A 22,689-nucleotide genomic window follows, 5' to 3' on the forward strand; every position below is an offset into this window, starting at 1 on the left:
ATACATGCTATACTTTTATCGAAAGGAGTAATGTAATGACATTTTTAATAATTGCTTTGATAACTTTATTTATCAGTTATTTTTTATTTGCATCTTATAGAAACACAAAAGATATTCAGATAAATAAAATTAATATCGCATCGGAGTCTGCTCAAAAGAACGCCTCATTATCCATCCTTCACCTGTCTGACCTGCACTTGGAGAACATATCATTAACCCCATTACAACTGGCACGTAAATTGGAAAATGAACCCGTCGACATGATTGCACTAACTGGCGATTTCCTTGATCGAAAACGAAGCATTCCCAAGTTGCTACCATATTTACATGTTCTGAGTAACAAGAAACCCGCTTACGGGATCTATGCTGTTTTAGGCAATCATGACTATGTTCTAAAAGGCCAGGATTTGGCGGATTTGACAGATGTGCTGGAACAAAATGATGTTCACGTTTTGCAGAATGAAAGTGATACACTTACAGTGAATGGACAAACCATTAATATTATCGGGATTGATGATTACAGCACAAATCGGAGCAATTTGCCTTTAGCTTATCAGGATGTTCAATGCGGTACGAATATCGTGCTGACACATGATCCCAACGTTGTATTGGAAATGCAGGGATATTCATTTGACTATCTCATGGCTGGCCATTTTCACGGAGGTCAAATCTGTTACCCGAAAGCATACCATTTGGCTAAAATGGGAAAGCTTGCCCGACAAAACAGGATAAAAGGATTGCATAGTCATAATAAGACACCATTTTATATCAGTGAGGGACTTGGTCAGACTGGACTTAATATCCGGGTCGGCAGCAGACCTGAAATAACATTTCACCAGGTTCCAGTTAGCAGTCCCAAAAGCGCCTAACCAAAATGGTTGAATTGATTCAGTAATCGATTCTTTGACATAAATAGATAAACTGGCGGATTCCGGCTTGACGCATTGGCAATAAAGCTTATAGGCAGGAATGAAGCTTTTTTTAAAAAACGATAACAAGTGTTCCGGATCGGAGCTGTCTCAAATCCGAGACGTCCGGTTCCTTTGCATAACATGGTAATACCTATTATTGCTTTTATGTCATGGTGTCTGTTGTGTGTTTGAACGTACCGGGAAAGACACTGCAAGTCATTCCGTATCATGTGATAAATAAGCACGGCCCTGTTCATTTCACTGTTAGCTTTCTTTAGCTCGCGAATCATTCGTGCATTATGCAAATGAATTTTCAAAAGCAAGTCATTTTTTAAAATGGATGTCCCGTCCCCCAGTACAATATTGGAACCTTTGTACTTCGTTAACCTTACACGAAATATTGTTTTGTTGTCTCTATGATCCGTTACGTATTCAAGTTTTGTAAAATTGTAGTAAATCGGATCAATAATACGCCATACATTCAACAAATAATGTTTCATACCTCTTACCCCTCTGTAACGGTTTTGGCTTCTTTATTTTGTATTAAAACGATGAGAAATATAGCAGGAACTTTCATCCAGACCCAGGAATATATCGATGATTTTTTACAAGCTGCTTGATATCCTGATCGGTCATACTTTTTGCGAAGAGGATGCAGATCTTCGCCTAATTCGTATAATGAATAAAAGAAAAACGGCAGACACAGCGAGATGTGTCTGCCGTTTTTGGATTAACCATTTTCAGGGAATGCTTTCTCCCCGGAACGCGCATTTGCCGAAATAATCCCCAACTCGTGATGGTCTTTCTCGTAAAATGCACTTTGAAGCAATCGAGCTTCCCCATTGTCTCCAATTATTTCCACCTTGAAAAAAGCGCCGTTTCGTTGCAGGGCTGCATAAAATTCTGTCATGTTATTGATTTTTGTTCCATTAACTTTTGTTACGGTTTCGCCGGCTGTAATGCCCAAACGATAAGCGGGTGTATCCGGGATAACCGCCAGCACTTTGATACCACGCTCATTTTTATGAAAAAATGATTCTTTCATCCGATCGTTCTGACGATGTCTGTAATTGATATACTCTCTGCCAATGATTCCGGTTATGATGGCAGCTAATGAAAGCCAGCCCACGTAAAGACTTCCAACGGCCAGTAATAATACGGTCATAGCAAGAATCACCAATGGTCGTACCATCGCGTCGGCAGCTTTTTTCGGAAATGATCCTTGCACCGCGTGATTAAAACCGATAACAAACGGAATCAATGCCAGTCCATACGATTCTCCGTTGATCGAGATCAACGGCCAAAATGATGCAAACGCTGTGATCGGGCCTTCCGGAATTAATATAAAAAACGGTATAAGACTTACTTTTTTAAAATGATGAACACCAATCCAATGCCCGCGGCGGCCATGTTGCAATGCCGGAAAAGACGTATCCCGGCCACTTTTTTGCAATAACAGCGCTTCTGCTATCAAAAGTATAGCAAGCAACAAACCAAGACCAGTGAAATTGACTGCGGACGGGAAAATGGAAGAAGGAAACATCCGGTCGGGAAGCGCAACCGGAAGAAATAACAGCAGCAAATAGCTGATCCCTATTGTGTATACCGGTGAAAGAAATGTGAAACGAAGCGTCAGACTGAGCGCCATCGTCACGAGTGCCACGGCGTCCATCATCTGCTTGTTAAAAACAACACCGGCCCCCACTGCCACAATGGATAACAATAATCCAAAACCGATGGCAATAGACCACGTATGCTGTGATTCCATAAACAGGGGGAACAGCTTTCGACCAAAGTTCTTCCGTTCTTGTCGAATCCGCATCACCCCAGATAAAGCGATCACGATGACTGTCCAATAAACGAGCGGATTCAGGAAAAACCTGACTATTCCATTCCATAATTCCATTAGCCACGTCTCTGCCATGATAATCACCTTCCGCAACTGTCTACTGTGATACTAAAATCTTATTTGTTTTATTCGGGATGAGATGGGTATTTTCCTGCATAAATAAGAAAGAAACCGCGAGTATCGTCAAAACCCGCGGAAGCCATTCATACGGAGCGGTTTCATACGCTGCCGCATCTATTTATTAATACAACACGTTCAGTGCTTTGTCCATTTGTTTATCATCATCACCACTGCGAATGTGTTTGACCAATTTGGTTTCCAGGAGTCCCGCTGTTTTATCCGTCACTTTTCCAGTAACCTCCATATCCTGGTCCATTTGGAAAGCTTTAACAGCCGCCTCCGTATCATGATTGAAATAGCCGTCTGTGCGTCCGGGTTCATAGCCCAATCCGTTGAGCATTGTCTGAATCGTTTTCACATCATCACCCGTATCGTTGAATGTCAGCGGCTCTTTCAGTTCCACCGGGTTGGTGAAATAGTAAGGGGGTTGCTTCACTTTCACGGTTGGCTTAACGCCCTTTTCATGAATCCATGTGCCGTTTGGAGACAACCATTTAGCGAGCGTCAGTTTTACTCTGCTTCCATCACCAAGTGAAAGGGCCCGCTGGACGGTTCCTTTGCCAAAACTTTTTGTTCCAACGACATCATAGCCGGTTTCCTTCATGGCCACGGCCAATATTTCCGATGCAGAAGCACTGCCTTGATTAATCAGTACACTGATTGGATATGGCTTTTTCTCATCCAGATTGGAATACGATTTGGATATCTTCCCATTTGAATTTTCAATTTGAACGTATGGAGTGTCCTTAGGTATAAAGTTTTTTAAGATGTCTTCAACTTCGGTTAATATTCCGCCTGGATTTCCCCGGACGTCGATAACCAAACCATCTATCCCTTTGTTTTCCAGTTTTTTCAGCTGCTTGGAAAAGTGATCTGACGTTTTATCCGAGAACGATGTTATTTCCATAATACCCGTTTTCTTTCCATCAATGGTTTTCACGTTCGAGTAGACGGTTTCCACCGGGATATCATCACGTTCCATGGTGACGTCGAAAGGTTCAGAAACACCATCACGCTGCACTTCAATCACGACTTCCGTTCCTTTCTTGCCGCGAATTTTCTGCACAGCTTCCTGTAAATTAAGTCCGGATACACTTTCACCATTAACACTTAATATTTGATCATTGGGACGAAGCCCTGCTTCTTCTGCAGGGGAATCCTTGATTGGCGATACAATCGTAACTTTGCCATCGACCATGCTTACCTCCGCACCAATCCCTTCAAATGACGATTCAATTTGTTGATTAAACTTCTTCATCATTTCTTCATCAAGATACGAACTGTACGGATCGTCCAACGAAGAAAGCATACCTTTAATCGCACCGTCGATGAGTTGCTTGTCTTTCACATCTTGCAAGTAGTTTTCTTGAATGATGTCATACGCCCGTGACACTTTTTCCATTTGCTTCGGTGACTTACCGTTGTCCTGATTCGTTTGTCCGTCTGCTTCATCCTCCGCTGGTTCCGGACCGGATTGTGCCAGTTTCACACCGGTAAATCCACCGGCAAATGCCAAAATCAATGCAGCGAACAATAATATAACAATATGTTGCTTCTGCAGTTTCATGTTCTCACCCCAATTGATAAATTTCCCGGATGGCTGATAGATGATAAAAAGCTAAAAAGGCATCACACCGTAAATGTGCGATGCCTTTCATAATATAGCTTATGCAGGCTGTATGCAATAGCATTCATGTTTATTGAAGGAATGGCATTGGATTAATACCACCGTGATAACTCCATTTTCCATTATGGACTTCAAAATGAAGATGGGAACCATATGAATCTCCTGTATTACCGACAGCACCCAAGCTGTCCCCGGTGGATACGGACTGACCGAGACTTACCGACCGTGCAGACATGTGAGCGTATACGGTTGATTTATTATGCTGCGGATGATACACATACACCACATTTCCGTAGGACGGGGAATAAGCTGATCTCGTTACCACACCAGATGCAGCTGCTTTGATATTTGTACCGGTTGAAGCGGCAATGTCAATTCCCAAATGATCGCCATATGGTGCCGGCCTTGGCCCATAACCGGAGGAAAAGCTGCCATTCGCCGGCCAAATGAACATTCCATTTCCGCCCGATCCGTGATTATTACTTGTCAATTGATTCAGTTTGCTTTTTGCATCTTTCTTTGCCTGTGCAATAACAGCAGCCTGATCTTTCAATGCTTGTTGTTTTTCAGTAACACTCATTTTGTATTCTTCCAGTCGATCCTGCTCCGCTTTCAATTCACCAAGCTTGTCCTCTTTTTCATTCATTTGCTCTTCTAATTGCGTCCGCAATGATTCAAGTTCCTGCTGCTGATCTTCAAGTGACGCTTTTTTATTTTCGACCGTTGTTTTCTTGCTTTCTATTTCTTTTTTCTTGTTTTCTACTTCTGTTTGTTTCGCTTTCAGCTGTTTCTTTTCTTTCACCTGTGTTTCCATAATGTTCTGGTCTTGCTCCATGATGGTGTTAACAGCGGAGGAACGTCTGATAAAGTCACCGAAACTGTTCGACCCCATGATAACTTCTATGTATTTCATATTTCCGCCATTCGACTGAATAGCACGCAATCTATCTTTCAATATTTTTTCCCGTTTTTTAATCCGTTTTTTCAATTTTTCAATGTCTTCTTTTAGGTTATCAATTTTGTCATTCAACTCGTCTATCCGATTTTTCAATTTTTCAAGCTTCTGTGTCGTTTCAGCTATTTTATTTTCTTTTGCCTGAATGGATTGCCTTGTTTTATTTAGTTCCTTGTTAATATGGTCAATATCGCTATTAACAGAGGCTTGATTTTCCTTGTTCGCTTTTATTTTTTGTTCAGTACTCTCTTTTTTATTTTGCAAATTGGATTTTTTATTGTTCAAGTTTTCCTGCTTGTTTTTCAGTTCGTTGATTTCCTGCTTCACGTCACTGGTTGACTCGGCTGATACGTTATGTAAGTCGGTTAGACCGATTCCGAAAATAACCAAGGCAGCAAACGAATAGGCCATCATTTTTTTCATTATCATATCCCCTCTCCTCGTGAATTGTTTATTAAATCTTCAAGAATTTACGGACACTCATCACGCTTCCCCATACACCGATGAATGCTCCGATAACCAAAATGATCAAAGACAGTTGCCACGCGAATGGACTGAATGGCAGTATGTCCACGAAGTCATATGGAATTTGATCACTGATATTGTTGTCTAAGTAATAATAGCCGCCGAGAACAGCCGCTATCGGCAGAATAGCTCCAAGCACGCCCAACAACATGCCTTCAACAAAAAATGGCCAGCGAATGAACCCGTTGGTTGCCCCAACAAGCTTCATAATACCGATCTCTCTGCTCCGGGCCATGATAGTAAGTTTAATCGTGTTTGAAATAAGGAATATGGCTGTGAAAACGAGACCGACAATCAGAACGAGGCCAATGTTCCGGGCATATTCATTAAAAGAAAACAGCTGATGAACCGTGTCCTTTCCGTAGTTGACATCCTGGATGTTATTCAAGCCTTTAATCTCCTTGGCTAGCGATTTTGTGTCAGCTGGATTTTTCGCCTTCACGACATAAGCATGGTTGAGCGGGTTATCCTGTTTAAACATCTTCCATGAGCTACCTTCTTCGCCCATACCTTCAATCAGCTGATCAAGTTGCTCATCCTTGGAGGAAAAAGCAACGGATCCTACATCATCAATGGATTTAATGTCCTTCTGGAGTTTCTGTATGTCATCTTCAGAGGCTGTACGGTCGATGAATGCATCAATTTGCACTTCTTTTTCCAGACCGTTCGCCATATGATTGAGGTTAAGCATCAAGGCGAGAAAAGCACCAACAAGTAGAAGTGTTGTTGTTACGGCGCCGACAGAAGATACCGTCATCCAACCGTTGCGGAAAATATTTTTAATGCCTTCGCGCAGATGACGTTTCATCGTTCTAAATTTCATAGCCGTATTCACCTCGATGTTCGTCACGCACGATCAATCCATCTTCAATAGCTATCACACGCTTTTTTTTCGCGTTGACAATTTCTCTGCTGTGGGTAGCCATTAAAACCGTCGTTCCCCGTGCATTAATTTCTTCAAAGACTTGCATAATCTCCCATGATGTTTCTGGATCCAGATTGCCAGTCGGCTCATCAGCTATGACAATCTTCGGACGGTTAACAATGGCACGGGCAATGGAAACACGCTGCTGTTCACCCCCGGAAAGCTCGTCCGGAATAAAACGTGCCTTATTTTTCAATCCCACCAATTCAAGCACGTCCATGACGCGTTTGCGTATGTTTTGTGGTGATTCTTCGATAACTTCCAACGCAAATGCAATATTTTCATAGACTGTCAGTTTTGGAAGAAGTTTAAAATCCTGAAAAATGACACCGACGCTTCTGCGCAGCCATGGAACATGTTTTTCCTTCAGATTGTTCACATTCATATCATTAATGGTAATGGTCCCCTGCGATGATTGGGCCTCCCGATATATTAACCGAATGAATGTGGATTTGCCGGCACCACTTGGTCCGACAATGTAGACAAATTCACCTTGCTCAATCGTTATCGTTATACCATTGAGTGCCGTCACACCATTGGTATACGTTTTATGTACATCGTTCATCTCTATCATATATGATTCACCTTTGTCCCGTAGTGTTGTTAAACTTGGATGTCGATTCTAACTAACAGAGTAAGCAACGCTTCAACTTGTCCTTTTGCTTAATACATGACGACAAAATCTATTATTAATTGCCATTATAACATTTTTCAGCAGAAATTTTAGACATAATTATATTACATTTTCATTTCAATTTCCTCGTTTTTTGTTACTTTTGTAATATTTGTCTGTTTAAGTCGATTATTATTGGAAAATAGGAGGGTTGGTTGGAAATAAATTCCATATTCATAAAAAAGTTTGGCCCGTTTTTTGTTAAAACGAGCCAAATCAGTGTGTGTACGGTTATTATTTTTTCTCTGCAAGCCATGACGCAACGGTCTCTCTGTTTTCTTTGGAAACGTCTTGAGCCTGCATTTGCCCTTTACCATTCTTAATGATATCAGCGATTTCATCGGCCGAATACTTGGAGCCGACAGATGTCAAGTCAGGACCCACCTGACCGGAAAGATCACTGCCATGACATGATGCACAGTTGTTTTGGAAGATTTCTTCTGCTCCAGCGGTGGTGGTTCCACCGTTTTCACCGGTGGATTCCTCTGTACCCGTACCGTTGTCGCCATTGCCTCCATCATCGGTACCACCGTCATCTCCGCCGCCACATGCGCCGAGCACAAGTGCCATGCCGAAGAGAACAGATAATAACGCTTTTTTCATGGTTCATTCCCCCTTACGTAATATTTTGGAAAGGTGATCACGGATTATTATAACCCATTTCCATCATTTTAAACCAACCGTTTATCCTATCAATTGTATAACTGTATACGTTACACGCCCGACATAGCAGACGTTCAGGGGATTTAACCATTTAATGACTTTTTTGTGACTATATTTTCTAATTAATCAAGGAACGCAAGTAGGAATCGATAAACGAATCGATATTTCCATCGATGACGCCCTGGGCATTCCCAACTTCGACATTGGTACGGTGGTCCTTCACCATCGTGTACGGATGAAAGACATAAGAGCGTATTTGACTGCCCCAGCCAATTTCTTTTTGTTCACCGCGAATGGCATCAAGCTCCTGCTGCTGCCGCTCCAATTCCCGCTGATACAGTTTGGATCGGAGCATTTTCATCGCACGTTCCCGGTTTTGTATTTGCGACCGTTCGGACTGACAAGTCACAACGATCTTTGTTGGCAAGTGGGTAAGACGAACAGCCGAGTCGGTTGTATTAACGTGTTGTCCCCCGGAACCACTCGCCCGATACGTATCCATATTAATATCTTCATCGTTGATTTCGATATCGACGTCATCATCCATTTCAGGCGTAACCTCACATGATGCAAACGATGTATGCCGTCTACCCGAGGAATCAAACGGTGATATTCGGACAAGCCGATGAACACCTTTTTCCGCTTTCAGATAGCCGTATGCATTATGCCCTTTAATCCACAGTGTCACACTTTTTACACCGGCATCATCGCCCGGGAGATAATCAAGTGTTTCGACGGTGAATCCTTTACGTTCAGCCCAGCGCTGATACATTCGCAATAAGATGCTGGCCCAGTCCTGGGATTCCGTTCCACCGGCGCCGGGATGCAGTTCCAGAATCGCATTGTTCTGGTCGTACGGCTCACTCAACAACATGTTCAGTTCAAATTGATTAACGTCACGGCGCAGGTTAATCACACTCTGTTCCAAGTCGGTAAACAACTCCGGATCGTTTTCTTCGTTCACCAACTCATAGGAGACTTCAATGTTTTCCCGCTGCTTTTCCAGTTCATCAAAGCCTTCCACGTAACTTTTTAGTTGGTTTGATTCGTCGATCACTTTTTGGGCTTCTTCCTGATGGTTCCAGAATTCCGGCTCTGTCATCCGCATCTCCAGCTCTTTTATTCGTTCCCGTTTGGCATCTAAGTCAAAGAGACCCCCTGAATGCATTAATTCGGGTCGTTAGTCGACCTATCTCGTTTCCAATGTCTGCAAAGTCCATCTCTCTCACCTCTTATTCGTTTCGTACAATTTCCAGCATTCGGCGCCTGTCCTATTTATTTCCCGTGGCAATGCTTATATTTCTTTCCGCTGCCGCACGGGCATGGTTCGTTCCGGCCAGTCGTCTCCGTTTTCACATATGGTTTACGTGATTTTTTCGTTTCTTCCTGTCCACCGGATACAGCCTGTGTATTCTGGGCAACTTCTTCACGTTGGAGATTGTCTCTTATTTGAGCCTTCATCACATATCTGGCCACTTCGTCTTCAATATCAACAACCATCTGTTCAAACATTTGAAAGCCTTCCGATTGATACTCCTGAAGAGGGTCATTCTGGCCATACGCACGCAAATGGATGCCCTGGCGCAACTGGTCCATTTGATCAATATGGTCCATCCATTTCGTGTCCACCGTCCGCAGCACAATGACTTTTTCAAATTCACGCATCTGCTCAGGGGAAAGTTCCTGTTCTTTTTCATTATAGCGATGAGTCACAATACCCATAATGAAGTCAATCATTTCATCCGGATCTTTTCCTTTAATGTCGGCGACTGAAATGTCCTCGGGGTCCAACAGGTTGCCATGAACATACTCAATAATCGACTCCAGTTCCCAGTTTTCGTCAAGTTCATCCTGGGTATTCGCACGCACAACACGTGCCAAAGATGACCGGATCATACCTTCAACGATTTCACGAAGGTTTTCTGTCGCTTCAATGACATCAAACCGTTGCTTGTAAATAATTTCCCGTTGTTGCCGGAGGACATCATCGTAGGACAGCACTGTTTTACGGGCATCGAAGTTATTGCCTTCCACCCGTTTTTGAGCCGATTCCACAGCCCTGGAGACCATTTTGCTTTCAATGGGCTGAGAGTCGTCCATACCGATACGCTCCATCATGGAACGCATGTTTTCCGAACCGAACCGGCGCATCAAATCATCTTCCATGGATAGATAAAACTGGGATACACCCGGGTCGCCTTGACGTCCGGAACGTCCGCGCAATTGATTGTCAATCCGGCGTGATTCATGACGCTCCGTGCCAATGACGGCCAGTCCGCCCACATCCGGAACACCTTCACCAAGTTTAATGTCGGTACCGCGTCCGGCCATATTCGTGGCAATGGTAACGACGCCTTTTTGCCCGGCATTTTCGATAATATCGGCTTCCCGGTAATGGTTTTTAGCGTTCAAAACGTTATGCGGGACGCCTTCTTTTTTCAACATTTTCGAAATCAATTCCGACGTTTCAACGGCCACGGTACCAACCAGAACAGGCTGGCCTTGTTCATATCGTTCTTTAATATCCGCAACGACAGCGCGGAATTTCCCTTCGATGGATTTATAAATCATATCCGCTTTGTCCTCACGGATAATCGGTTCGTTCGTTGGAATAGCAATAACATCCATATTGTAAATGTTGCGGAATTCCTCTTCTTCCGTTTTAGCTGTACCGGTCATACCGGAAATTTTCTGATACATCCGAAAGAAATTTTGAAACGTAATGGACGCAAGCGTCATGCTTTCATTTTGAATCTGCAGCCCTTCTTTTGCTTCAATGGCCTGGTGCAGACCATCGCTATAGCGGCGCCCTTTCATCAGACGGCCGGTAAATTGGTCGACAATGACAACCTCATCATCTTCAACGACATAATCGGTATCACGTTGCATTGATACATGAGCTTTCAATGCCTGGTTAATGTGATGCGTAAGCGAAACATGATCCAAATCAAACAAATTCTCAATATTGAAATAACGTTCCGCTTTATTGATACCTTCTTCCATCAATTGAACGCCTTTTGTCTTTTCATCATACGTATAATCCGTATCGCGTTTTAGTGTCCGGACAAATCCGTTTGCCTGCTGATACATGGTGGCCGACTTCTGTGCTGATCCGGAAATGATGAGTGGTGTACGGGCTTCATCAATCAGTATCGAATCCACCTCGTCAATAATAGCAAAATTAAGTGGCCGCTGCACCATTTGTTCTTTATACAACACCATGTTGTCACGTAGAAAATCAAAACCAAATTCGTTGTTGGTACCATAAGTAATGTCACTGTTATAGGCTTCCCGCTTTTCTTCTTTCGACATACCATTACCGTTTAATCCAACGGTCAGGCCCAGAAAGTTGTACAATCGGCCCATATCTTTGGCGTCACGATCAGCCAGATAATCGTTGACCGTAATAATATGGACGCCATTTCCGGATAAGGCATTCAAATAAGCCGGCATAGTTGACGCCAGCGTTTTTCCTTCCCCTGTTTTCATTTCTGCTATATTACCTTCGTGCAATGCCAATGCACCCATCAGCTGTACAGGAAATGCACGCATGCCGAGCACCCGTTTGGCTCCTTCCCGTACCACTGCAAATGCTTCAACGAGCAGATCATCCAGAGACTCTCCGTTGGTATGGCGTTCTTTAAATTCTTCCGTTTTCCCTTTTAGATCATCATCCGATAAGTTCTCTATATCCGATTCCATCGACTCTATTTGATCAACTTTTTTCTGTAAACGGGTAAGTTGTTTTTTATTTCCATCCCCGAAAATTTTCGACAATAATCCAGCCATATAAAACGCTCCTTATAGGATTTCAACATAAGCGACGTAACCTATTATAATCCATTTTATATCATAACGCATCCCTTGGTTTGTTACAACTCATGCCACACTGGCCGTTACGTCGCCAAGAAGCTGTCAGAATGCTTGGAGAACCATTAAAAAGGAAGAACCGTCCGGGGGTGAACGGTTCTTCCTGGCGGGGATACTAGAGGCTGCGTGAAGGTGATCAAAGGGAAGCTTATGTAAGTGAATGACTGTATGACTGCTCTTTTTGCTTCCTGTCCAATTCGGCAAGCCTGGCATTGGTCGATGCAATAATTTCCAATAATTGGGCTATGGTCTGTTCATGTTGTTCGACCTTTCTAGCGAGTTCATCATATTTGCATCCACTCACATCAAAAGCTCCTTTCAAATGGTGTATTTTAGTTATAGCATACAACGGAGAACCGGCGCTAATAGCCATTTTTGAATTTTTGTTTGCCATTCGACACATTTTTACAATACATTCATTATTTCAGACCCTATTTGCAGCATGGTTCGTAAAAATGACGGCTATGTTACAAACTAAAAGTGAAATTTGGCACGTTGAATAACATTTTTCGACAACCCTTTGCAATCGGGACCTGTTTTTTTAAAACGTGCGGAATATTAAAAGGCGGTCCCATGTGTATGCATACAGGAACCGCCCGGGTATTCGAACGCTTTATTCAACTGTTGGGTTCAATCAGACCATATCGTCCGTCTTTGCGGCGATAAACGACATTGGTGTTGCCGGAATCCGCATCGTTGAATACATAAAACGCGTGACCCAGCATATCCATTTGCAAGACCGCTTCTTCGGAATCCATTGGCTTCAGATCAAAGTTTTTTGTACGAACGATCTCAATATCGTCCGATTCGTCCTGTTGATTGTTATTTTGTGCTTCGTTTTCCATTTCAGCAAAAATATGTTTCGGTGCACCTTTTTGTCTGAATTTGCGATTCACTTTTGTTTTGTATTTGCGAATTTGCCGTTCCAATTTGTCCACAGCAAGATCAATAGCCGCATAGAGGTCCACATGCTGCACTTCTGCACGGAGCAGCAAATCTGTCATGGGAATGGTTACTTCAATTCGTTGTTCGTCATTGTAAACACTCAGGTTGACATGTACATCAGATGAAGGCGGTGTATCAAAATACCGTTCGAGCTTACTGATTTTCTTTTCCACGTATTCTTCTATGGCTTTCGTTACTTGGATGTTTTCACCACGAATATTATATTTCATAACGTATCCTCCTTTCACCTTATATGGGTATTATACTATATTTTTATCTATATTTCCTCCTTTGCAAACAATTTTATATATGAAAAAACAAAGATTAATAGAGATCCGGTGGCATTTGCCAATGAACTCATGGCGTTCACTCTTTCAAACGGCCGCTTCATCCTCTGATCAGTGTCATGGCATAGACTGAAGGAGAGCCATTCTGCTTCAGTACAAACGCGGCATGCCTTAATGTTGTTCCGGTTGTATAAATATCATCCGTAAGAACGACCGGATTAGTAATAGATTCGGTCACCTTAAATGGATTTCGTCCGCTGATTCGTTCCCACTTCGTTTTTTTGGACTGTTTTTCGCCATGTGTTCGCATCAATACCGACCGGGTTTTGCGCGGCAGACTGTCCGCAAGCCGTGCAGCCTGGTTGAAACCGCGGTCTTTCAGGCGGTCGTCACTAAGTGGAATCGGCACAATGACAGCATTCCTCGACAAAAACGAAAAATGCTTCCGGAACGCCTGCTGGTAAGGATGTTGAAATACGTCTCCCAAACAATAATCACCCCGATATTTCCATCTGGCAATCATCTCCCGCATAGCTTCATTGTATTGAAATACAGATACATTCCACGCAAGCGGATCCGCCCCATTCTGCCAATCATTTTCCCAACGTCGGCAATCCTTGCACACGGTTTCCTCGCTCATTCGGCTGCATTTGACACACCGCTCTCCCGTCAAAGCAACCAATGTATGTTCACAGGAAGCGCAAAGAGACATCGGTTCCGTCAACGTCAGGACCGTTTTCCACGTTATGGACGGAACGATATGTTCATCACACCATAGACAATTCATTGCTAAGGCCTCCTCGTTGATTCATTTGTTTAATCGATCGAATGGCTGTCACCATTGCCTCAGTTTTGCCGCTATGAAAAAATACGACGTCGCCGGTCGGGTCATGTGGGCTCCGGCCAGCCCGTCCAGCTATCTGAATTAGCGCGGCTTCATCAAATACGTGATGATCCGCAGCCAAAACCGCGACATCCACAGCGGGAAACGTGACACCACGCTCCAGAATCGTTGTCGTTATTAACATATGAAATGACCGGTTGCGAAACTGCTGGATGATGTGCTCCCGGTCGTTGTGGGAAGCATGTACGGCCCGAACAGAACAATCATCCAGCACGCTCGCCATATGGTCGGCGAGCGTTTCAGCGAGATGGATGGATGGAACAAACACCAATATCTGCCTTTCCGGATGTTTGCGCCGATTGTACCATTCGAGAAACCTATCGGGAGGACGGAAACGATCGAGATCTTTCTTCAACGAGCGGCTCTTGCGCAACATCGGAACAGGCAATGGATGGCCGTGAAAACGGACTGGGACGAACACATGGGGAAGTTTTTTTGCGGCGATTAGCATTTGGTGCTTTTGCCGTGGTGTGGCTGTGAGATAGATCGTGGTGCCTGACGGTTTGACCGCGCGCCTAACGGCAAACGGCAATGACGGATCATTGGTATACGGGAATGCATCTACCTCATCAATAACCACCGTATCAAACGCATGTCGGAAGCGCATTAACTGATGTGTCGTTGCAATGATGAACTGCGCCGTTCCTTCTTTGTTACTACTTCCACCATACAATGCTTGAATATCGATTCCTGAAAAAGCCTGCTGCAGCCTGGGAAGCAATTCCTGAACCACATCTGTCCGGGGCGTGGCCAGACACACCCGTTGCCCTTGCCTGAACGCTTCTGTTAAGCCGGATATCATCATTTCCGTTTTGCCAGCACCGCAAACAGCCCATACCAACAACTCTTTGTCATGGTGCTGAATGGCCCGACCAATTCGATCAGCTCCCTGTTTTTGGGCCATCGTTAAGGTCCCGGTCCATGTGCAGGCATCCAAATGACACGGCCACGTCACATCAGGGCCTGTCCATTGATATAAAGGGGTGCATGCCATCACCCGTCCCATATCGATGCATTTGCGGCAGTACATATGAGTCTTATGACAAATCTGGCAAGGAATGCGGCCAAACAATGATCGTTTCCTGTTGCCGCACCGCTGACACTCATGTTGAAAATATTTTCGCTGAATGGCGGGCATTGGGGTGACATACGAGGCATCTAGAAGCTGTTGAAAGATGGAATCATCCAAATGGATTTCATGTCTGAGCAATAATTTTCCTTGATAATGACGAGACCATTCCTGCGATTCATTCTGCTTCATCGCGTCACGCTCCTTCCAAAAATAAGATCGAGGCTGGGACAAAAATAAATACCTTCTAGATACGAACGATATATTTAAGACGTCGTCATCGCTTGGAAAAACAGTGTGCTTTCTTCAGGCCTTTTGTCCCAGCACACCGCGCAATAAAAGGAACCCCGGAATTACGTTTTGTACCAGCAAGCACCAATAGCGCCTTCCCCGAGATGCGTACCGATAACAGGACCGAAATAGCTGACAACGGTATCCATCTCGGGGTAGACCGCGTCAAATTGTTCCTTCAGTCTGACGGCAGCTGGTTCATCATTCGCATGAATAAACGCTACCCTCAGCTTGTCTCCGTCTGCCGCATCCTCTTCCAGCATGCCCGTTATACGGTTCAACGCTTTTTTTCTGGTACGAACTTTTTCAAATGGAACAATTTGTTTGTCAACAAAATGTAAGATCGGCTTCACTTGCAGCAAACTGCCGACAATCGCTTGGGCGCCATTGAGACGTCCACCGCGCTGCAAATGACTCAAGTCATCTACCATGAAATAAGCCCGCATGCTGTTTTTCATATCATCAAGGCGCTGAATGATCCGCTCCGGAGATTCACTTGTTTCAGCGAGTTTAGCGGCCTCTTCCACATAAAAACCCTGTGCCATGCAGCTCAACTCCGAATCATATGGATACACAGCGATTCCTTCTGCCATTTCACCAGCAGTGACGACCGCTTGATACGTCCCGCTTATACCACTGGATAAATGAATCGACATAACGGCATCATAGTCCGATGCCAATGCTTCCAACTTTTCAACGACCATCCCGATGGAAGGCTGAGACGTTGTCGGCAGATTTTTGGATTCCTTTACTTTCCGGTAAAACGTTTCTGTTGTTATGTCGATTCCCTCGCGGTAGGATTCATCACCAAATGTGACACTTAACGGCACAGTATGAATGTTGTAGCGATCCATCAATTCTTCGGGCATATAAGACGTGCTATCCGTCAATACAGCAATTTTCATCAATACCTTCTCCTTATGAGACATGTCTGTTTTCTCTTATTTTATATGAAAAAGCAAAGACATGCATTCATTTCCAAAAGCTGCAAAAAAAGGGGCAACTAGCTATATCTGTACATCCACCCACCCCTTGCGAATAGCCAAGACAACCGCTTGAGTACGATCATTGACATCCATCTTCTGTAAAATGCTGCTGACATGATTTTTAACAGTTTTTTCGCTAATGTACAGTGTTTCGGAAACCGCTCGATTGCTTTTTCCGTCCGCAAGAAGCTGTAAGACCTCACACTCCCGGCTTGTCAGAAGATGCACCGGTTTATGGAAGCTGATGGATGGCTCAGCCACACTGGCACCGAAATCTGTTTCCTCGGCCAGGCGTCTGTATTCCCTGACCAAATTATGCGTTACTTTCGGATGAAGGTAAGACCCCCCTTCACGGACCGCTTTAATCGCTTCTATTAACGAATCGGAATCCATTTCTTTCAATAAATAGCCTTGCGCACCAGATTTCAACGCATGCGTCACAAAACGATCATCGTCATGAATGGACAAAATAATAACACGAACGTCCGGAAACCGTTTAACAAGATCCGTTGTTGCCTCGAGGCCATTCATTTGTGGCATATTAATATCCATTAAAACGATATCGGGTGCGTGCTCCTCGACAAGATCGGCAGCACTATAACCATCATCCCCCTCGGCAACCACGGCAAAGGATGGTTCAAATTCGAGAATACGCTTCACGCCTTCCCGGAATAGTTTATGATCATCAATCAGTACAATATTGGTCTGTTTCGTAGTCATCAGTCAGGTTCCTCCCAAAGGATCATTCTATTGTTTCATTCATCTACTAAAGTATCAATTGGTTATAGTATACCTTATCTACGTTAAAAAAGAGAATTTTATGATAGATTATGCGGTTCCGACTCTTCCAGCTTATGTGTCCTCCCTTGTCACCAGCTTATGTTATAATAATTCGACAAACATTCCTTTCCCAAGGGGGTTGTCATCGGTGCAACCATAACGTCAAACATTTATCAGCGGGATCCCCTACTGAAGGCGGATTGATCTAATCAGACATGTCATAAACAGAATCAAGTATAGAAAACCCGGGAGGTAAAAATCAGTATGTTATCATCCTATTATACCGTAAAACAACAGGATTTTGACCAAGTCGTTATTCAAAAGTCTCGTTTCATTGGCTATGTTAAACGCGTGGAGACGGAAACAGAGGCACAGGATTTTGTTCAAGCGATTAAGAAAAAACATCACGACGCCACTCATAATTGCTCGGCTTACATGGTTGGGGAACATAATCAAATCCAGAAAGCCAATGATGACGGCGAGCCGAGTGGAACAGCAGGAATGCCGATGCTCGACGTCTTAAAGAAAAAAGATTTGAAAGATACAGCTGTCGTCGTGACACGATACTTCGGAGGTATAAAACTTGGCGCCGGTGGTTTGATCCGGGCATACAGCAGCACAACATCACAAGCTTTGGCGAAAGCCGGAATCGTGGAGCGCCGTCTGATGCAGGGGATATCAATTACCGTGGACTATACGCTGCATGGCAAGCTGGAAAACGCTTTGCGCCATTCGGATTATATAGTGGACGCCGTGAACTATACAGAACACGTGGAATTCGTCGTCTATGTCCCCGACGGAGACGAGCAGATATGTCGTAATTGGATCGTTAACTTGTCCAGTAACCAAGTGACATTAAAAGACAGAGGAACAGCTTACGTGGAGATCGATGTATGACTGAGGCACCACAGTCCGTGGAATATGTTGTTAAGTGGTGCCAGCACACTGAATGACCATTTCGAAAGGGGCTGCGATATCTAAAGGTGCGATCGCGCCCCTTCGTCTGCAATCAAAACCACGTTGGGATGCCTCTTTAAAACCGACGCCGGGAATGCTTCGGTAACCTCCCCATTCACGAGCTGGTTGACCGCGTGGGCTTTTTTTTCACCGGAAACGAGCAATACCATTTTTTTGCTTTCCATAATCGTATCAATCCCCATCGTGATCGCCCGCTTCGGAACATCATCCAATGTTGGGAAAAAACGTGCATTCGCCTCACGTGTTGATTCATCCAACGCTACCACATGCGTTCGACTGTCAAAGGACGTGCCGGGCTCATTAAAACCAATATGCCCGTTCAATCCCAAACCGAGAATCTGCAGATCGACCTGACCGGCTTGTTGAATGAGCGTTTCGTAATCACGGCATTCTTGTTCCGGGTCAGCCGCATCACCCCGAGGCAAAAACGCGTTCTCCCGGGGCAAATCAATATGGTTGAACAATTTGTCATTCATGTAATACCGATAGCTGTTTGGATCATCGGCCGTCAATCCGACATATTCATCCAAATTGCATGTTGTCACATGCTGAAATGACACATTTCCTTCATGGTATTGATCAATCAGCTGACCGTACAGCCCTTCCGGCGTGGACCCAGTGGCAAGTCCCAGCACAGGCTTATCCGAATGCCTCACTTGATCAACGACTTGCTCACAAGCCTTTTTGCTCATATCGTCATAATGATTGGCACGAATGATTTCCATTATTTATCCTCCTGATTTGCAAGAACACCACGGCAAATGGTATGTGTTACGGTCAGGTCATCATCCACCAGCAATAAATCGGCATCCTTGCCTGCTTTGATACTCCCTTTTCGATGGTACATATTCAATTGCTTCGCAGGGTTTTCCGACGCCATTTGTACGACGCTTCCAATAGTGGCATTCTCCAAGCGCAGCATTTGCCGGGCGCCGTCTCGCATTTTCAAAATACTACCGGCCAATGAACCGTTATGAAGGGTTGCCCGGTCATCCGTCACGCGGACCGATTGGCCGCCAAGGTCGTAATAGCCCGGCTGGAGACATTTAGCCCGCATCGCATCGGTTATAAGAATCAGCCGTTCACTCCCCATATTGAAAAAAATCAGCTCGAGCATCTCCGGACTGACATGAATCCCGTCTGCTATCAGTTCGGCCCGCAACTCGTTTAATTGAAAAGCCGCACCAACTGCACCAATATCACGATGGTGAATCCCATTCATGGCATTGCACAGATGGGTGACTTGCCTTAACCCATATGGAATCGCCTGTTTGATCGATTCAAAACCAGCATCGGTATGCCCGGCCGAAACATTCACACCGGATGCAGCTGCATGGCGGATAAATTCCCCTGTTTTGTCAAGCTCCGGAGCCATGGTGACGGTTTTTATGTTATTCCCTGACAGTCGCTGCCATTCGTCAAATTGTTCTGTGTTCGGTTCCATAATATGTTCCAGCGGTTGAGCGCCTTTCTTACTCGTTTCGATGAAAGGGCCTTCCAGATGAACCCCGATCATTTCCGCTTGGCCTCGTTTCGATTCATACGCCGCTGCATTTGCCAATGCGTTATCAGTGTTTTCCGGAGCTTGTGTAATGGTCGTTGCAAGGAAGCTTGTCGTTCCTTCTTTCGGTAGAGCCATTGCCATCGTATCCAACGCTTCTTCCGTTGCATCCATCACGTCAGAACCAGCGGCTCCGTGGATGTGTCCATCGATAAAACCCGGAATCAGATGACGACCGCCTCCATCTATCACCGTTGCCTCTTGTGGCGGCGTCATTTCCTCTTCATATATCGCTTTGATCACCTGATTTTCTACCAACAGCGATCCTTGAATCATGCCGTCTGTTTCAGTATGAATAACGGCGTTTTTAATATAAATACGGTTCAATTGGATCAATCCTTTGTAGTCGTTTCCATCACGTAGCACATCGGTGGCTCAGTTTGCACCGGAACCAACAGTTTGCTCGCCTTGACCAACGCCATCTGTGGATCAGGCGCACTTGCGATCAGGAATGATCCACTGCTGAATTAGTTCCGTTGCTCAATTCATAGACTAGCGTTTGAATCATTTCCTCCGCCGATTGAATCGTTGCATTATCTGTTTCTTGTATGACCTTCTCCATTAAACGTTTATATTTTTCCTGTTCTGGCATTGTGATACCACCTTTTCCTATCCTTAAAAAATTATAGCACAACACAATCTTATATGCTGTTAAAACATCGTGCTAATCCTCTATTTTTTTATATCTATCGACAGCATTCGTAACGACCATCATATTTTGTTCCGTTTTCGTATAAAAAAAAGTAGACATAGCCCTGCTATAAAAGCACCGGTCATATCCATTACCACATCACCGATATATGGTGTACGGTTGCTCGTGAAGCTTTGGTGAAATTCATCTAGTCCAGCATATGCAGTTGTCAGAAAAAACGATACAACGAGCACAGCACGGAAGGATAGATGGCTCGTCCGGCGCAGCGCAACAAAAAAGAGACACATCAAAATAAAGAAGACACCAAGATGGGCCCCCTTCCGCATAAAGAATTCGATAAAGCCATTGACGCCCAACGCCGCAACACTCACTTCGGAACGATGATACGTGAACGATATCCAATCTATAAACGGCGTCAGAAACGATAAATCCATTGTCCGTTCCATCAACGGCTTCACATCTTGATCTTTATAGGGTGTTGCCGATGCGTAATAGATGACACCCATCCATACCATCGGCAGCAGCCAGTAAGCATATTTTCGCATTCAGACTCCCCTAACGTTCATACCAGTTCCATACCTCAATTCCACCTAGCCGGAATTGATAGAATGCATCTTCCTTCATCAATTTTTCTATCTCACGAATAGGACCCGTTACAACCGCCCCGTATACGTGCATGCCATTCTCCCGAATATAATCGATCCGCTTTTGATCGATGTCCCGACCGTTGTAATTGCTGTTCTCCATTAGCCATTCAATATTTTTGTAAAAACGGTCCACTGTTTTTTTCAGTGTATCCTCGTGAAGCGCACTACGCGATGAAGATACCCGATTATTCGAATCATAAACCGTTTGCGGCTTCAACAGCAATGACTGGGCAAACGTTATTTGGCCACCTCGGTGGTAATTAATGTCAAATTCTGTTAATTCGCCGCCGTAAATCGGCATCCGGAACGTGCGTACATCATAGGTTTGTAGTTTTTCCAATAAGGCTTTGGGTTTCATCGCTTCTTTCACAGAAAACTGCACTTGGGCGACATGCCCGTCATCAATTTTTTGGAGTTGTTTCTTTAACATGTCTTTGTTGCCGGTTTCGATGTTCGTATAATCGCGTCCCAGCAGTTTTGGTGGAATAGCAAAATCTTTGAAATCATTGCCATTCAAATACTTGCTGTCGATGTCCATTGTAACATGGACGTCACCAAACAATCGCTTTTTAGCCTCCACTTCACCGAGAACGACGTCCCACTCACCGACATTCCGGTATAACTTCAGTGAAGCTGATTGTGTCAACAAGGGATTGATTTCTGCACCGATTCCCCCCTCCTGACTTACTTCCACCCCTGGGTATCGCGTTTCCACTAGCGTTGTCACGGACCGCTCAAACCCCGCCTGCTTGCCGGACATATCGTAATAGATATTGACCGGAATCATATACAAAATATAAAGCAGAAACAGAAGAAGCAATGTCCTAATAACCGTGAACCCAATCGACAGTCGTGTGCGCCAGACCATTTTTCGTGCTTGCTTTTTGTCGAGTTTGCTTTGATCATTCCCCTTTAAATCATTGAGCACGTTTCCATTATCATCACTCATCAGAATCCCCACCTTTCAGCAACCGATCATAATACCGAAATGTCTTCCGGGCACGGTGCAATGTTGTCTTCACTTGGCCATCTGTCAAATTCATCGCCTTTGCCACTTCTTTATATGTGAATTCCTGTATTTCCCGCAAATATAAAATCGTGCGCATCCGTTCCGGCAGGCGATGAAAGACTTCCTCAATACGGTCCCGCTTCGTCATTTGTTCCAGGTGTTCATCGGGATTGCCCAGGTTACTGGTGTGCATCTGTTCTGTCTGTACACGCTCCACCATCCGCTTCTCGGACTTTGTCTTGCGCGTCCGATCAATATACAGATTTCGGGCGACTTTAAACAGCCACGCTTTGGCCTGGACCATGTTCTTCACCTTCAAAGAAACCATCGCCCGATAAAAGGTTTCCTGCAACAGCTCTTCAGCTACGTCTTTGTCGCGACTCATCTGCAGCAAATAGCGATAAAGCGGGAGCTGGTGCTGTTCAAACAGCGCCGAGAATGTATGTTTTTGCAAGTCAGCCC

At 44.4% G+C, this 22,689-nt stretch carries 23 protein-coding genes; 2 read left to right on the forward strand and 21 right to left on the reverse strand.

The window, feature by feature from the left end:
* The first annotated feature begins 35 nt into the window (after window positions 1-35).
* Window positions 36-869: a metallophosphoesterase gene (locus tag ACZ5Q7_RS14300; protein ID WP_343753829.1), complete on the forward strand. Its 834-nt coding sequence runs from the start codon at window positions 36-38 to the stop codon at window positions 867-869.
* Here the strand turns inward: ACZ5Q7_RS14300 and ACZ5Q7_RS14305 are convergent.
* From ACZ5Q7_RS14305 to ACZ5Q7_RS14375, 15 genes are all read right to left on the reverse strand, one after another.
* A complete protein-coding gene (locus ACZ5Q7_RS14305; RefSeq protein WP_343753831.1) occupies window positions 866-1,411 on the reverse strand; it encodes a YkoP family protein in 546 nt (181 codons plus the stop codon). The genes ACZ5Q7_RS14300 and ACZ5Q7_RS14305 overlap by 4 nt on opposite strands.
* 230 nt (window positions 1,412-1,641) lie before the next feature.
* The gene (locus tag ACZ5Q7_RS14310) at window positions 1,642-2,835 is read right to left on the reverse strand and encodes a PDZ domain-containing protein (protein WP_464432940.1); all 1,194 of its coding nucleotides are present in this window, start codon (window positions 2,833-2,835) and stop codon (window positions 1,642-1,644) included.
* Window positions 2,836-3,001: 166 nt separating this feature from the next.
* On the reverse strand, window positions 3,002-4,447 hold the full coding sequence (locus ACZ5Q7_RS14315) for a S41 family peptidase (protein WP_343753835.1): 1,446 nt from the start codon (window positions 4,445-4,447) through the stop codon (window positions 3,002-3,004).
* Between the two features lie 130 nt (window positions 4,448-4,577).
* A complete protein-coding gene (locus ACZ5Q7_RS14320; protein WP_343753836.1) occupies window positions 4,578-5,885 on the reverse strand; it encodes a murein hydrolase activator EnvC family protein in 1,308 nt (435 codons plus the stop codon).
* A 31-nt stretch (window positions 5,886-5,916) separates the two neighbouring features.
* Window positions 5,917-6,810 (reverse strand): permease-like cell division protein FtsX, encoded by an 894-nt coding sequence (ftsX, locus tag ACZ5Q7_RS14325; protein WP_343753838.1) that lies wholly within the window; start codon window positions 6,808-6,810, stop codon window positions 5,917-5,919.
* A complete protein-coding gene (ftsE, locus tag ACZ5Q7_RS14330) occupies window positions 6,800-7,486 on the reverse strand; it encodes a cell division ATP-binding protein FtsE (protein ID WP_343753840.1) in 687 nt (228 codons plus the stop codon). The genes ftsX and ftsE overlap by 11 nt, the downstream gene beginning before the upstream one ends.
* 333 nt (window positions 7,487-7,819) lie before the next feature.
* Complete coding sequence (cccB, locus tag ACZ5Q7_RS14335; protein WP_343753842.1) at window positions 7,820-8,188, reverse strand: cytochrome c551; 369 nt, start codon at window positions 8,186-8,188, stop codon at window positions 7,820-7,822.
* Between the two features lie 178 nt (window positions 8,189-8,366).
* Window positions 8,367-9,468 (reverse strand): peptide chain release factor 2 gene (gene prfB / locus ACZ5Q7_RS14340; protein ID WP_425542387.1). Its coding sequence is split into 2 segments (ribosomal slippage): window positions 8,367-9,404 and window positions 9,406-9,468, totalling 1,101 coding nucleotides; the frame shifts between segments, so codons are not numbered across the junction.
* A gap of 55 nt (window positions 9,469-9,523) precedes the next feature.
* Window positions 9,524-12,037, reverse strand: a complete 2,514-nt coding sequence (gene secA, locus ACZ5Q7_RS14345) for a preprotein translocase subunit SecA (RefSeq protein ID WP_343753844.1) — start codon at window positions 12,035-12,037, stop codon at window positions 9,524-9,526.
* 229 nt (window positions 12,038-12,266) lie between these two features.
* Window positions 12,267-12,422 carry a hypothetical protein gene (locus ACZ5Q7_RS14350; RefSeq protein ID WP_343753845.1) on the reverse strand — a complete coding sequence of 52 codons (156 nt, stop codon included), beginning with the start codon at window positions 12,420-12,422 and terminating at the stop codon, window positions 12,267-12,269.
* A 313-nt stretch (window positions 12,423-12,735) separates the two neighbouring features.
* Entirely contained in the window at window positions 12,736-13,293 is a 558-nt protein-coding gene (gene hpf / locus ACZ5Q7_RS14355) for a ribosome hibernation-promoting factor, HPF/YfiA family (RefSeq protein ID WP_343753847.1), read from the reverse strand.
* 157 nt (window positions 13,294-13,450) lie between these two features.
* Window positions 13,451-14,137, reverse strand: coding sequence for a ComF family protein (locus ACZ5Q7_RS14360; protein WP_343753848.1), 687 nt, complete (start codon window positions 14,135-14,137; stop codon window positions 13,451-13,453).
* The gene (locus ACZ5Q7_RS14365; RefSeq protein ID WP_343753850.1) at window positions 14,118-15,515 is read right to left on the reverse strand and encodes an ATP-dependent helicase ComFA; all 1,398 of its coding nucleotides are present in this window, start codon (window positions 15,513-15,515) and stop codon (window positions 14,118-14,120) included. Before ACZ5Q7_RS14365 ends, ACZ5Q7_RS14360 begins: the two co-directional genes overlap by 20 nt.
* A 161-nt stretch (window positions 15,516-15,676) precedes the next feature.
* Window positions 15,677-16,519: a DegV family protein gene (locus ACZ5Q7_RS14370; protein ID WP_343753852.1), complete on the reverse strand. Its 843-nt coding sequence runs from the start codon at window positions 16,517-16,519 to the stop codon at window positions 15,677-15,679.
* A gap of 102 nt (window positions 16,520-16,621) precedes the next feature.
* On the reverse strand, window positions 16,622-17,320 hold the full coding sequence (locus ACZ5Q7_RS14375) for a response regulator transcription factor (protein ID WP_343753854.1): 699 nt from the start codon (window positions 17,318-17,320) through the stop codon (window positions 16,622-16,624).
* Between the two features lie 324 nt (window positions 17,321-17,644).
* Here ACZ5Q7_RS14375 and ACZ5Q7_RS14380 point away from each other — a divergent pair, with 324 nt between their 5' ends.
* Window positions 17,645-18,277 (forward strand): YigZ family protein, encoded by a 633-nt coding sequence (locus ACZ5Q7_RS14380; RefSeq protein ID WP_343753856.1) that lies wholly within the window; start codon window positions 17,645-17,647, stop codon window positions 18,275-18,277.
* Window positions 18,278-18,357: 80 nt separating this feature from the next.
* Here ACZ5Q7_RS14380 and nagB read toward each other — a convergent pair whose 3' ends face one another.
* The 6 genes from nagB to ACZ5Q7_RS14410 form a co-directional block, all read right to left on the reverse strand.
* Window positions 18,358-19,083 (reverse strand): glucosamine-6-phosphate deaminase, encoded by a 726-nt coding sequence (nagB, locus tag ACZ5Q7_RS14385; RefSeq protein ID WP_343753858.1) that lies wholly within the window; start codon window positions 19,081-19,083, stop codon window positions 18,358-18,360.
* Window positions 19,083-20,246 (reverse strand): N-acetylglucosamine-6-phosphate deacetylase, encoded by a 1,164-nt coding sequence (nagA, locus tag ACZ5Q7_RS14390; RefSeq protein WP_343753860.1) that lies wholly within the window; start codon window positions 20,244-20,246, stop codon window positions 19,083-19,085. Before nagA ends, nagB begins: the two co-directional genes overlap by 1 nt.
* Window positions 20,247-20,364: 118 nt before the next feature.
* Entirely contained in the window at window positions 20,365-20,511 is a 147-nt protein-coding gene (locus ACZ5Q7_RS14395; RefSeq protein ID WP_343753862.1) for a hypothetical protein, read from the reverse strand.
* 119 nt (window positions 20,512-20,630) lie between these two features.
* Window positions 20,631-21,116 (reverse strand): VanZ family protein, encoded by a 486-nt coding sequence (locus ACZ5Q7_RS14400; RefSeq protein WP_343753864.1) that lies wholly within the window; start codon window positions 21,114-21,116, stop codon window positions 20,631-20,633.
* Between the two features lie 10 nt (window positions 21,117-21,126).
* On the reverse strand, window positions 21,127-22,167 hold the full coding sequence (locus tag ACZ5Q7_RS14405) for an anti sigma factor C-terminal domain-containing protein (RefSeq protein ID WP_343753866.1): 1,041 nt from the start codon (window positions 22,165-22,167) through the stop codon (window positions 21,127-21,129).
* On the reverse strand, window positions 22,160-22,681 hold the full coding sequence (locus ACZ5Q7_RS14410; protein WP_343753868.1) for an RNA polymerase sigma factor: 522 nt from the start codon (window positions 22,679-22,681) through the stop codon (window positions 22,160-22,162). The genes ACZ5Q7_RS14405 and ACZ5Q7_RS14410 overlap by 8 nt, the downstream gene beginning before the upstream one ends.
* Window positions 22,682-22,689 lie beyond the last annotated feature (8 nt).

The organism is Lentibacillus halophilus, from assembly GCF_055395055.1.